The 12,458-nt window shown below is 54.5% G+C and carries 12 protein-coding genes; 2 read left to right on the top strand and 10 right to left on the bottom strand.

The window, feature by feature from the left end; translation table 11 throughout:
* Positions 1 to 10: 10 nt before the first annotated feature.
* Positions 11 to 571 carry a YceD family protein gene (locus tag CENROD_RS11675; RefSeq protein ID WP_022776580.1) on the top strand — a complete coding sequence of 187 codons (561 nt, stop codon included), beginning with the start codon at positions 11 to 13 and terminating at the stop codon, positions 569 to 571.
* Between the two features lie 134 nt (positions 572 to 705).
* The gene (locus CENROD_RS11670; protein ID WP_022776579.1) at positions 706 to 1,014 is read left to right on the top strand and encodes a hypothetical protein; all 309 of its coding nucleotides are present in this window, start codon (positions 706 to 708) and stop codon (positions 1,012 to 1,014) included.
* Positions 1,015 to 1,291: 277 nt separating this feature from the next.
* On the opposite strand, the gene CENROD_RS11665 is transcribed toward CENROD_RS11670, so the two are convergent.
* From CENROD_RS11665 to guaB, 10 genes are all read right to left on the bottom strand, one after another.
* Positions 1,292 to 1,729 (bottom strand): hypothetical protein, encoded by a 438-nt coding sequence (locus CENROD_RS11665; protein ID WP_022776578.1) that lies wholly within the window; start codon positions 1,727 to 1,729, stop codon positions 1,292 to 1,294.
* A gap of 5 nt (positions 1,730 to 1,734) precedes the next feature.
* Positions 1,735 to 3,114, bottom strand: coding sequence for a hypothetical protein (locus CENROD_RS11660; RefSeq protein ID WP_022776577.1), 1,380 nt, complete (start codon positions 3,112 to 3,114; stop codon positions 1,735 to 1,737).
* Positions 3,102 to 4,199, bottom strand: a complete 1,098-nt coding sequence (locus CENROD_RS11655; protein ID WP_022776576.1) for an HD domain-containing phosphohydrolase — start codon at positions 4,197 to 4,199, stop codon at positions 3,102 to 3,104. The genes CENROD_RS11660 and CENROD_RS11655 overlap by 13 nt, the downstream gene beginning before the upstream one ends.
* On the bottom strand, positions 4,196 to 6,355 hold the full coding sequence (locus CENROD_RS11650; RefSeq protein ID WP_051360384.1) for a hybrid sensor histidine kinase/response regulator: 2,160 nt from the start codon (positions 6,353 to 6,355) through the stop codon (positions 4,196 to 4,198). The genes CENROD_RS11655 and CENROD_RS11650 overlap by 4 nt, the downstream gene beginning before the upstream one ends.
* A 78-nt stretch (positions 6,356 to 6,433) precedes the next feature.
* Positions 6,434 to 6,865, bottom strand: coding sequence for an IS200/IS605 family transposase (tnpA, locus tag CENROD_RS11645; RefSeq protein ID WP_022776326.1), 432 nt, complete (start codon positions 6,863 to 6,865; stop codon positions 6,434 to 6,436).
* A 32-nt stretch (positions 6,866 to 6,897) separates the two neighbouring features.
* Positions 6,898 to 8,139 carry a histidine kinase dimerization/phospho-acceptor domain-containing protein gene (locus tag CENROD_RS11640; RefSeq protein ID WP_202961159.1) on the bottom strand — a complete coding sequence of 414 codons (1,242 nt, stop codon included), beginning with the start codon at positions 8,137 to 8,139 and terminating at the stop codon, positions 6,898 to 6,900.
* A 65-nt stretch (positions 8,140 to 8,204) separates the two neighbouring features.
* Positions 8,205 to 9,830: a glutamine-hydrolyzing GMP synthase gene (guaA, locus tag CENROD_RS11635; RefSeq protein WP_022776573.1), complete on the bottom strand. Its 1,626-nt coding sequence runs from the start codon at positions 9,828 to 9,830 to the stop codon at positions 8,205 to 8,207.
* Between the two features lie 231 nt (positions 9,831 to 10,061).
* Entirely contained in the window at positions 10,062 to 10,361 is a 300-nt protein-coding gene (locus CENROD_RS11630; protein WP_022776571.1) for a helix-turn-helix domain-containing protein, read from the bottom strand.
* Positions 10,358 to 10,726 carry a type II toxin-antitoxin system RelE/ParE family toxin gene (locus CENROD_RS11625; protein WP_022776570.1) on the bottom strand — a complete coding sequence of 123 codons (369 nt, stop codon included), beginning with the start codon at positions 10,724 to 10,726 and terminating at the stop codon, positions 10,358 to 10,360. The genes CENROD_RS11630 and CENROD_RS11625 overlap by 4 nt, the downstream gene beginning before the upstream one ends.
* 219 nt (positions 10,727 to 10,945) lie before the next feature.
* Entirely contained in the window at positions 10,946 to 12,415 is a 1,470-nt protein-coding gene (guaB, locus tag CENROD_RS11620) for an IMP dehydrogenase (RefSeq protein ID WP_022776568.1), read from the bottom strand.
* Between the last annotated feature and the right edge of the window lie 43 nt (positions 12,416 to 12,458).

Raw genomic sequence — 12,458 nt, 5'->3', positions numbered from 1 at the left:
CACTGTCGATATGAGCAAGCACCCCCCCCGCATCGACCTGCGCCGCGCCGCCGAAGCCCTTGCTCCGATGGAAGGCGTGGACACCCTCGCCGCATTCCCACGACTGCTGGAAGCCACCGAATCGCAAGGCGCAGACCGTGCGATGCACTGGCAAGCGCACCTATCCTGTGTACGCCAGCGCCCCACGTCCCCAGCGGTGCTGTGGCTGCACTTGCAGGTGGCAGTCTGCCTTCCCCTGCCATGTCAGCGTTGCCTGACCCCCGTGGACACCCTCATCGAGATCGACCGCCACTTCCGCTTCGTCCATGACGAAGCGACTGCCGAGCGCGAAGACCCCGATTGCGAAGAAGACATCCTGGTGCTCAGCGTTCCCTTCGACCTGAGCGAACTGGTCGAAGACGAAGTGCTGCTCGCCCTCCCCCTCTCGCCGCGCCACGAAGACTGCACGCTACGAACGATGCCAGATATGCCGAATACAAAGGCTGCGCCAGGCGATGACGAAGAACCGCACGACAACCCGCACGAAGAACCGCCGAACCCGTTTGGGGTGCTGGCAAGATGGAAGCAGTAGGGGGGAAACGCCCCATCGGTGCGTCCCCCAGCGGCAATCTCCTTGCGATGGGGGCACGTTGCAACGACGCCCTCCACCGGCTGCCCACTGGTAAACCACCTTCATCCCCAAAGGGATATACCGTTTTCTGACCCATGCGCAGGCGAATCAAGGCTGCGCTCATGGTCCTACCAGACCAGGCGGCCAAGGACTTGGATCCTGCGTGGTTCACCGAAGGCGACAACATTCGCGTTGCCGATGCCTTTCCCGTCGATGTGATGCTCAATGCCTGCGGAGAAACGTATGAGTCTTTGCAGCCCTTCGCCGTGACGGTCGACATGGAGGGAACCCCGGTTCGTACGGTCGATCTGGAAGGGCTGCTGCGAACCAAGCGAACCATGCGCGACAAAGATGTTTCCGACAGGCAAGTGCTGGAACGTGCTTTGCAAGCGCTCAAGTCCTAAGCCTACATGCCTCAATGGTACGCACCCTAGCAGGCTGATACGAAGGAGTAAAAAATAACTAACTTTATTCCTTAGTAACTCGGAAATCGATCTCCAGGGGGGATTCGAATCTTTCGAAGGTCATATCAGTCACACAATTCTGCAACGCTCGTTTCTGTTTTTATCAGAATATAAATATCCATACCAATACCAATCCGCGTATTCGTATATCTGTCACCTTCCCACTTGCATTTCTTGAGAAGTTCGGATGTACGGATACATCCGAAGTCACACAACCTCACAGCCTGAGAACGATATGTAGCCCCGGCTTGACGTCACTGCTTTCTACGTAGCCAATAGCGCCCGGTGTACGCTGCACATACTCAATCATTTCGCTAACGGTTTGGAATTCACGAGGCGGGATTCCCTTGCCTACATGGCGGCGAACCATCCAATAGGCACGGTACTTTCTATCGTCTTGTTGCAGATATTTACCCAGAAAACGATTGCGCAAATCACTGCCCACCGCAGCATTGACCACCGTCACCGGCGTATCCCCCACGCTGACGGCACGACCTGTATACAAGCGTGAAAGCAATTGCGCATCCATCGATGGCACAGAGGCATGAGCAATGACAACCACGTCAGCGTCGGCAGCTTCTGCAGACAGGACGGAATTTTGCATGGCTAGTATGCTTCCGACAAACAAAATAAGAATTGATCTCATGATGGTCATCGCTCCTAGAACACAAAACTGTAGTTGAAGGAGAGCGCATCGATATGCGTACGGCCCACTGGATTGGCATGGGCTGGACTATCCACCAGCGTGGAACCTAGGCCAATATGCGTACGCACCCACTCAATCTTGATTTTGCTATCGGAATCGAAAGCGTAAGAAGTACCCAGCGCATAGGAATACTGGTCATAGATCGTAATCAAATCTGCCATGGCACGTTGGGCAGCAACGAGCGCTGCAGCGTTAGGCACTGCTGCAGGCAATGTAGCATGAGATAAATTCTCGTACCATCGCCTTTGTTTGGAATCAGACAATACACGACTGAGACTCAGATACGGAGTGAAATTGCCAATATCTTTCGACAACATCACGTATCCTGACATCGCACTGACGCTCAATTCCGATTCCAATTGTTTTGCTTGTCCCAGCTCTGCGGCCACACGCCAACCTTGCCCAAAACTCTTTTCCACCCCCGCAGTCAACACGTCCAACGTTACTGCTTGCACCATCGACACCCCTGGCCCAGGCAATGCATCGCTCACCTGCCAATACCCCAAGCCTGGGGCTATTTGCACCCACGGGAAGCTCGCAACCCATTTTGAGGGATTCACGGCATAAGCTTTGGCGCGTGTCAAGCCTGCCCGCCACACCGTACTGCGGTCACGCAATGTCAACGCATAACCACGCGATGTGATTCGCGTATCGCTGAAGAAGGCTCCTGGCTCCCAGATTGGCGGCAATTCGTTGCGTACCCATGCACGCAAGGTCGTATCACCAGTGCCCCCAAAAACCTCAGCAGTCAGCTCACGATCACCGATGGGCCAGAAACGGGAAACATACAAACCATCAAATTCCTTGATTGGAAATATGCCATACAGTTCATGAGGAAGACGCGCCATATCGTACGAAGTGCCAAGCTCTATCGATTCTGAGAACATCAGCAATGGCGCCCTGAATCGACCCGCACGCAGCAGCCAATCATCATCGGGCCGCCACGCCACAAAGGCAAGACTCGGCTTCAGATCCCAAGCTGATTCATGTTGGAGTGAAGGCCGCAATTGGACTTGTAAAGCAGCCGACCATTGCTTGCTGATTTGCGCATCCACCTGCCCCCCTAACAGGCTATCAGTCTGGAATGTGCCACCCGAATCGATAAAACGCAGGTATGCGTAATCGCGGTTGGACTGGGAATAGCCCAGCGTACCAAAACCCGTCCACGACAAATCCACGGCCGCAACCGTTGCACTCCCGCAAAGCGCCAGAATCCATGCGCTATGACGAAAAAAAATTCGCAATCGATGCATCCAATTCATCAGGCAAAAATAGGGGGAAAATTTGAACAAGTTTAATAATTTGAAAAGGAATATCATTTTCAATCTTTCCATCGAACAAAAATTTCAGCCAAAAAATTCTGTTGAGCCACCAACGCCTGCACGATGGCCGGATCGAAATGCCGACCACTTCCCTCCTGAATGAGGATCAGCGCTTTCTCATGCGTAAAACTCTCTTTGTAGGGACGACGACTCATCAACGCATCGTACACATCCGCCACGGCCATGAGGCGAGCAGACCATGGAATATCCGTACCTTCAAGACCATCGGGATAGCCGCTTCCATCCCACTTTTCATGGTGGTGTCTGGCAATGTCCATGGCATGGCCCAATGCCTTTCCGCTTTCACTACCCATGCGTTCTGCAGCGCGACGGAGCATCTCCCAGCCTTGCATGGAATGGGTTTTCATCACCGCAAATTCTTCCTGCGTCAGTGGGCCAGGTTTCAAAAGGATACTATCTGGAATAGAAATCTTTCCGATATCATGCAAAGGCGCTGATCTAGCTATTTGGTCAATGTCATCGTCATCCAGCAAGACCGCCGAACCAGGTTGCTGCGCCAACCAGGATGCCAACAGTCGAACATACTCCTGCGTTCGTTTGACGTGATGCCCAGTGTCTTCATCGCGAAATTCCGCAAAGGAGATCATCAGATGGAAAGTGGCGTCACGGAGGCGATCTACCTCTTGCAGTCGTGATTCCAGTGCCTCTTGCAACCATGCATTGCGATCACGCATGGCATCATGCCAAGCCTTGATCTGTAAATGCGTAGCGACGCGGGCCTTCAGGGTGGTTGGATGAAAAGGTTTGGGAATGAAATCCACCCCGCCAGCCTCAAAACAGAGCGCCTCGTCTTCGGGTTGGGTCATGGCAGTCAAAAAAAGCACAGGGACATGGCGTGTCCGCTCATCGGCTTTCAGGCAACGACAAGTTTCATACCCATCCATTCCAGGCATCATGACATCGAGCACGATCAAATCAGGTACTTTCTTGAAGGCAATCTCCAGCGCCTTGCTTCCTGAATTGGCCAATTGCACCCGGTAGCTTTTATTGAGCACACTGGCCAATAGATTCAGATTGGCCGGCGTGTCATCCACCGCCAAAATGGTACTCTTGATAGATGGGATTGACTCGCTCACAAATTGCTCCTTTGCATGAAGTCGGAATGACTCGTTCCCTCGAATGCGGTGAGTGCAGCATCAAAATCACAATTTTTCATCGCAATAGAAACTTTACGGAATATCCGTGGCGATAAAACCTTTGTCCAGGAATCAGCATACTGCGCCCACAATTCCAAGGCTTGACTGTCACTATTCTTGATTAAATCAAACAACTGAGCGACTACATCGTTAGTCGTATCACTATTCGAGTCATCAGAAAAAATGGCATCATGTTCTGAAAGGATCGACGACTCTCCCGCAGTGGGAGCAGCACATATTTGCCACCGTTCCAATGCTTTTGCCGTTTCTTGGAGCAAGACGTGAAGACGCGGCCAGCTTTCGCATGCACGAATTGGATCCTCGTCCTTCGCGGCTTTTTCCAGGTTTGTCGCCTCAACCTGCACGGCATTGGCGCCTATGGAACCAGCAAGACCACGTAGGGTGTGCGCCGTACGCACTAGTTCATGCCATGCACCAAAATTCGGCACGGGATGCAGCCCGTCACCATAATCATGCACGAAACCACTGAATAGTTTGCGCAATACCGTTTCATTGTTATCACAAAACAGTAAGGCCCGAGACAAATCCAATCCTGGTATTTGTGGTACACCACTCATTGCATTAGCGGTACTTCCTGGAAGGGAGCTGGAATGATCTGGGTGTTGGGGCAGCGCCCCAGTCTCTGGCAAATACCGTTCCAGCAACGCAAATAGAGCCGATGGATCAAGGGGTTTGGCCACGTGTCCCTGCATTCCAGCCGTCAAACAACGATCACGATCACTGGTCATCGCGTCGGCAGTCATTGCAAAGACTGGTAACTCGTGAAACTCCGCAAGTTGGCGAATTCGCGCAATCGCTTCATAGCCGTCCATCACCGGCATTTGTAAATCCATCAACACTACGTGGTAAGCCGTGGGGCCTACCATCCGTAGACGTTCCACCGCCTCAAGACCATGGACTGCCAGATCGACCAAGGCACCACGACCCACCAGCAATTCCGTTGCCAACTCCCGATTCAAAGGATTGTCCTCCACCAGCAGCACGCGCAAGCCATCCAACCGTGTCCGGGTTGGGACAGACTCTGGCGCCCCTGCGCCAGCCTTTTGGAATAGCCTGCGCAATGGCTCAGGTAACAAGGGCTTCTCTATGCATTCCTGGCATGTTGTAGCGTGGACAGCGCTTTCCATGTGCCCGATACCACTGGAAGACATGACCACGATCCGCAAAGCAGGATGCTCTGTGCGAGCGCGCCGCAGCACATCCGATCCATCGATATCAGGCAATATCCAATCTAAAAATACTATGTCGAAAGCCTTGCCTTGCCGCCGGGCTTCCGTTAGTCGCTCCAAAGCCTCTACGCCATTGTTTGCGCCCACCAAAGCGCCCTGACTACCAACGCCTATATGTTGCAACAAAGACAACACCATGGCCTGACTGTCTGGATGGTCTTCTGCAACCAATACTCGTAACCCAGCTACTTCCGGTGGCAAGCTGGGAACTGGTTCTACATCAGGCACCCCCAAGCAGACACGTAGTTCAAACACACTTCCTTGATCAGGTTGGCTACGCACACTCAAGGTACCTCCCATCAATTCCACCAAACGCTTGCAAATCGCCAAACCCAATCCTGTTCCACCAAAACGTCTTGTAGTCGACTCATCGGCTTGCGAAAACTCACGAAATAAGCCTTCCATCTGTTGCGCTGTCATGCCAATACCGGTGTCATGTACTGCAATCGACAATCCCACTCTGTTCTTCTCTACATCTTTCGGCAGTTTATTAAAAAATTCACTAGGTGATTCACTAGATAATGCACCAGGCAATTCATCAGACAACTTATACGTGTCCACAGTTACCCGAACCTGGCCTACCGAAGTAAATTTCACCGCATTGCTCAGCAGATTAGTAAGTACCTGTGTCAACCGTAGTTCATCGCCAAGAAAGGTCGAACGGGTCATCAATAAAGATGGATCAAGAAAATTACATAGCAACTCTAATTCTTTTTCCTGGGCACGTTGTCGTACCATTCCCAAGGCTTGCGCCAACACATCTTCCAAAGAAAAAGGCTTCGTCTCCAATTTCATGCCGCCAGCCTCGATTTTGGAATAATCCAGCACGTCGTTGATCAAACTCACTCAACAACCACCAGCTAAAGCTGGTGGGTTGATATTACGGACTGAAAGTCCGGATACGCGTCGGCTGAACGACGCGTTTTAGCCCGGCTCCATCTTGAAATCATCGTTCTGCCTCGGTTCAAAATGGTGTTCTAAGTAGCTCTTAATCATTTCTTCTGTCATCTGCCCTACAGTTGCACAAAAGTATCCTCTCGCCCAAAAGTGACGTCCCCAGTATCTCTTTTTTATGTGTGGAAACTCTTCCAACAGCTTGCTTGCTGTCCGCCCTTTCAGCCTCCGGACAATCTCACTTGGTGCCATTACCGGCGGGCAACTTACCAAGATATGCACGTGATCCTTACTTACCACACCCTTCACAATCCTGATTTCAAATGCCTCACATGTTTCTCGCACTAGCTCTCTGACCCGCTCCCCAATTTCTCCCGTCAGAACCTTGTAACGGTATTTCGTAACCCATACAAAGTGATACTCTATCTGGAATACTGTATGACTTCCGTATCTATAATCCATGCCGTCCCCTTTTTTGAGGCTTATTCGCGTAGCTAAAGCTGACCGGCTAAAGCCGGTGGTTTTAACCTTGTGATTGATAATAAAATATGAGAGGCGCTGAGTACTTTGTCAAGATAATTCCGCTGCTGTGCGGTGGGCTGGGTTTCCAAGGCAAGATATGTCATGCCGATGATGGCATTCATCGGGGTGCGGATTTCATGGCTCATATTGGCCAAAAACATGGATTTGCTTTGGGTCGCTGCCTGCGCTTGGTCACGCGCTCTTTGCAATTCCACCTGAATGGCATCGCGCTGGCGTATATCCCGCTCGATGGCCTCCGCCATGTGGTTCAACATTTTCCGCAAAGTACGCAGCTCTTGCACTTCACCGGGGCTATCCGCCACCCTCGCACTATAGTCACCGTTGGCAAATTTGCGCGTTGGCTCATCCAACGCTGCAATGGGTAGTACTACTCTTTGCTGCACCACTTTCATCGCCGCGATCATGACGAACAGCAATACTGCATTCACGGCCAGTGTGAGCAGAACGGCACGTTCCTGGCGCTGCCGCGCCATCCGAATATCCCCTTGCGCTCGTTCGCGCACCATGCCTGCCAAGTTACCAACAGCGCCCACCAGATCTGCTCGAAGGGCAAGATAGTCGGGTGAATGCACACGCTGCACGGCATAAGTCAAGTCTGGCGTTCCATCCGAGACGATTTCCCCACTCTGGACATCATAAAGGCCCTGGGTAGCCGCAAAGGCAATACGTTCAATCACCTGCATATTCCTAATAATATCCAGCATATTTCTTGCCGCAGCCAACTCGTTCGGAGTAAACTGCATAAGATCGAGCCGTTGCAACAAATTGTGACGTTCGTTACCTTCTGGCAAAACTATCTTATTCCTGCCAGCTACGCGGTCGCGCCAATAGCGCACCGATTCACCCTCTGGAGGGGAAGATTTTTCCCCATTGCGCACGGCCAGCATGTCATAATAAATTTCCAGATATTCAATTTCCCCTGTGGTGGTATAGCTTTGCACCAATTGCGATGCAATATCGATTTCTTGCACCAAGCGATCCACTTCCCGCTGGGCGAGATCACTGCGCAACACTGCCTGCTCTGTGGAATGGATGGTCTGCTGCACCGTAAACAGTAACAGGACGTTGATCAACAACGCAGCCACCACCAAAGCGAAGAATATACTAGCGAGCAATCTCAAACGCATTTGATGCTCATTCCTATTTTTATTCTTACCAATAATAGAATCCAGCTCATATTCCCAAACTTGCAAGCACCACCCTCGCTCATATCAAAATACTATCCCGATACCGCCCGAACACAGCATAAGAATCCAGGCTATTCCCACTCGATCGTTGCCGGTGGTTTGCTCGATATGTCGTAGGTCACGCGGTTGATGCCGCGTACCTCATTGATGATGCGGCTGGAAACAGTCTTGAGTAGCGCGTAGGGCAATTCCGCCCAGTCTGCGGTCATGAAGTCGCTGGTCTGCACGGCACGCAGCGCGACGACGTATTCGTAGGTTCGTCCGTCGCCCATCACGCCTACGCTTTTGACGGGCAGGAATACGGTGAAGGCTTGGCTGGTCAAGTCATACCAGCTCTTGCCGGTGTCGGGGTCGATGGTGCGCCGCAATTCTTCGATGAAGATCGCATCGGCCCTGCGCAGCAGATCTGCGTAATCGCGGCGGACTTCCCCCAGAATGCGAACGGCCAGCCCCGGCCCCGGGAAAGGGTGGCGGTAGACCATCGCGGGCGGCAGTCCGAGCGCCAGACCCAGTTCCCGCACCTCGTCCTTGAACAGGTCACGCAAGGGTTCGAGCAGGCGCAGCCCCAGTTGTTCAGGCAGGCCGCCGACGTTGTGGTGGCTTTTGATGACCGCCGCCTTTTTGCCGCTGCCGGACTCGATCACGTCCGGGTAGATCGTCCCCTGCGCAAGCCAGGCGTCGCCGCGTTCTCCGGTTCTGGAACCAGGCTGCGGGCACGCCAACAGCCGTTCAGCCTGCGCACGGAAGACGGCGATGAACTCCGCGCCGATGATTTTTCGCTTGGCTTCGGGGTCGCTCACCCCTGCGAGCTTGGCCAAAAATTGCTCGCTGGCATCGACCCGCAACACCGTCGCGTGCAATTGGTGGGCGAACACCTCCATCACCTCTTCGGACTCTCCCTGCCGGAGCAGGCCATGGTCTACGAAGATGCACGTCAATTGCTGCCCGATGGCACGGTGCAGCAGCGCAGCGGCGACCGAAGAATCGACACCACCTGAAAGGCCGAGGATGACCTGGTCGCTGCCCACCCGCTCACGCATGGCGGCAACGAGACTATCGACGCGGTTCCCAACGATCCAGTCCGCCTGCGCACCGCAAATATCGAGCACGAAGCGCCGGAGCATCTCGACCCCCAACCGCGTATGCGTGACTTCTGGATGGAATTGCACTGCATACCAACGCCGGTCTTCATCAGCCATCGCAGCGATGGGGCAACGTTCCGTGCTGGCCACGGCGCGAAACCCTGGGGGCAATGCCTCGACCCTGTCGCCATGGCTCATCCAGACGTGGAGCATGGCGCTGCCACTGGCGGTTTTGTAGTCGGCGAGACCGTCGAACAAGGGGGAAGGCGCAAGCACCCGCACGTCCGCAGGGCCAAACTCCGGCTGGTGCCCGCACTCCACGCGCCCGCCAAGCTGGTGGGCCATGCACTGCATTCCATAGCAAATCCCCAGTACCGGCACCCCCAACGTGAACACCGCATCCGGGATGGACAGCGTGTCCTCCGCAGCAACGCTGGCATGGCTGCCAGAAAGCACGATACCCCGCAACTGCCCGTCGCTGGCGTAGGCTCGCAACCATGCGTCGTCAACGTCTGCAGGGTGTACCTCGCAATAGACGTGCGCTTCGCGAATACGCCGGGCGATCAGCAGCGTAACCTGGGAACCAAAGTCGAGGATGAGGATTTTTTGTTGCATGGTGGCAGGGAGGGAATGACCCAGGGAACCGTTACGGAAAAAATAAAACCAGATTTATAGGAATTACTAATAGGACTTACGCAAAATTTTCCCAGCCAAGCGTACCCACGCTGACAGTACATTGCAGTATTGGCGAGTGGGTACAACAACACCATAGCGGTTGTACGCAAGTCCTAACGCTGATACGTACACGTACGAAGTGCTGGCCTACAAATGGCAAAACGGATCATGTCAAACCAGCACATCCAAACCCTTGCGCTCTATCACAGATAGCAGGCGCAAGGCTACACCACTCGGCTTTTTGTCCCCGTTTTCCCACTTCTGTACAGTAGAAACGCTGGCGTTGAGGTACGCCGCAAAAACAGCCTGACTGACATGCAGTTGCTCACGCAAGCCACGTATGGTCTCTGCCGTGTAGGTCGGCAGTGGAAGGGCTTGTGCCTCGAAATCGCGCAGTGTCTGCTTGCTGACGACACCAATCTGTTCCAGATCGCGCATCGTCTCTAAGGCTTCGTCCGTCATCCTGCTCATCGTGATACCTCCGTCAAAATTTGCTTACCCAGCGCAGCAACAATCTGCATATCGTTCATATCGAGCAATTCGTGCGCCAAGCGCCGGTACAACGCCAATTCCTTTGCCGAAATGTTGTCTCGATCATTCTTTTCGAACCCGTAAAGAAAGAAGAGCACGTCCACAAACCGTGTAGCAATGATGGTGCGCGTACTTCCGCTTTTGCCGCGCCCAGGCAGGGCAACTCGTTGCTTGTAGAGATGGCCACCAAGATCGACGTCGATCAATCCCCTTTCCATTTGCGCTATGACATCGCGGAGCATGGCATCGGTCACGCCAGATTTGGCAGCCCAACGCTGAAAGGTTCGTGTCTTGAACACTCTCATGACCGGTTATAGCACCAAGTGCAATGATTTTGCGTCAGTCATCATCAGAGTGGGACGTGTGCAGAGGCAGAGGAACGCAAGCCTGCGTTACTGTGAAAGTTGCGAAGCGGCTTCCCGATTCCCCCGGATACCGCTCGCTGCATTCAGGCTACGCGCCATGCATTGCAAGACCCACCCTGACCCGATGGAACCAGGTCACGAAACCCCGATCAGCCGCAATCACTCGGCCTGGTAATTCGGGGCTTCCTTGGTGATTTGCACGTCGTGGACGTGGCTTTCGCGGATGCCTGCCGTCGTGATCTGCACGAATTCGCTGCGCTGTTGCAGTTCCTCGATGGTGGCGCAGCCGCAATACCCCAGGCTGGCACGCAGCCCGCCGAGCATCTGGAAGATGATCGACACGACGGAACCTTTATAGGGAACGCGGCCTTCGATGCCTTCGGGAACAAGCTTGTCCGCGTTGGGGTTGGCGTTGGACGATTCCTGGAAATAGCGATCTGCGCTGCCCTGCTGCATCGCCCCGATCGACCCCATCCCGCGGTACGACTTGTAGCTGCGCCCCTGGTACAGAATGACTTCCCCGGGCGCTTCCTCAGTACCCGCGAACATGCTTCCCATCATGACCGTGCCTGCACCAGCCGCAAGCGCCTTGGCAATGTCCCCGCTGAAGCGGATTCCGCCGTCGGAAATCAGGGGGACGCCCGTTCCACGCAATGCCGTGGCGACGTTGTCGATCGCAGTGATCTGCGGCACCCCCACCCCGGCGACGATGCGCGTCGTGCAAATCGACCCCGGCCCGATGCCGACCTTGACACCGTCCGCACCCGCTTCGACCAGCGCACGCGCAGCGTCGCCCGTCGCGATGTTGCCGCCGATGACGTCGACTTGCGGGTAATTCCGCTTGATCCAGCGTACCCGGTCGAGCACACCTTGGCTATGACCGTGCGCGGTATCGACTACCAGCACATCGGCCCCGGCGCGAACCAGGAGATCCACGCGCTCCTCGGTGCCCTCCCCCACGCCGACCGCAGCGCCGACGCGAAGCTTGCCCTGGTCATCGCGGGCAGCGTTGGGAAAGCCCGTCTGCTTGGTAATGTCCTTGACGGTGATCAGCCCGCGCAGCGCAAAGTCGTCGTCGATCACGAGCAGTCGCTCAATCTTGTGCTGGTGCAACAACACTTTGGCCTGCTCGACCGTCGTCCCTTCAGGCACCGTAACGAGGCGCTCACGTGGGGTCATGATCGAACGCACTGGAAGATCAAGCCGGGTCTCGAAGCGCAGATCGCGCCCCGTAACCAGCCCAGCCACCTTGCCCGCTTCGATGACCGGAAACCCCGATACCCCAAGCTGACTGGACAGTTCCAGCACTTGGCGCACAGTGTGATCCGGCGAAATGACGACAGGGTCGCGCAATACCCCGGATTCGTAGCGCTTGACCTTGGCGACCTCCGCCGCCTGCTGGGCGGGGGTCATGTTCTTGTGGACGATGCCGATCCCCCCTTCCTGCGCGACGGCTATGGCCAAGCGAGACTGCGTGACGGTGTCCATCGCCGCAGAAACCAGGGGAATATTGAGGGGAATCCGGCGCGAAAGCTGGGTGCGCAAGGAGGTGTCCTTGGGCAATACCGCCGAGTAGGCAGGCACCAGCAGCACATCGTCGAAAGTAAGTGCTTGACTGATCAGGCGCATGGGATACGCTCCAAAAAATTCATTGTAAAGGTGGGGTTATCGG

It is taken from the genome of Candidatus Symbiobacter mobilis CR (genome assembly GCF_000477435.1).
GTDB lineage: Bacteria > Pseudomonadota > Gammaproteobacteria > Burkholderiales > Burkholderiaceae_C > Rhodoferax > Rhodoferax mobilis.
The sequence above is the reverse complement of the archived record's forward strand: the minus strand, read 5'-3'. Positions and strand labels throughout refer to the sequence as shown.

Coding starts and splice junctions, on each gene's coding strand:
- CENROD_RS11660 (WP_022776577.1), bottom strand. CDS start 3,114: ATGGAAAGATTGAAAATGATATTCCTTTTCAAATTATTAAACTTGTTC.
- guaB (WP_022776568.1), bottom strand. CDS start 12,415: ATGCGCCTGATCAGTCAAGCACTTACTTTCGACGATGTGCTGCTGGTG.
- guaA (WP_022776573.1), bottom strand. CDS start 9,830: ATGCAACAAAAAATCCTCATCCTCGACTTTGGTTCCCAGGTTACGCTG.
- tnpA (WP_022776326.1), bottom strand. CDS start 6,865: ATGGATTATAGATACGGAAGTCATACAGTATTCCAGATAGAGTATCAC.
- CENROD_RS11675 (WP_022776580.1), top strand. CDS start 11: ATGAGCAAGCACCCCCCCCGCATCGACCTGCGCCGCGCCGCCGAAGCC.
- CENROD_RS11665 (WP_022776578.1), bottom strand. CDS start 1,729: ATGACCATCATGAGATCAATTCTTATTTTGTTTGTCGGAAGCATACTA.
- CENROD_RS11670 (WP_022776579.1), top strand. CDS start 706: ATGCGCAGGCGAATCAAGGCTGCGCTCATGGTCCTACCAGACCAGGCG.
- CENROD_RS11630 (WP_022776571.1), bottom strand. CDS start 10,361: ATGAGCAGGATGACGGACGAAGCCTTAGAGACGATGCGCGATCTGGAA.
- CENROD_RS11625 (WP_022776570.1), bottom strand. CDS start 10,726: ATGAGAGTGTTCAAGACACGAACCTTTCAGCGTTGGGCTGCCAAATCT.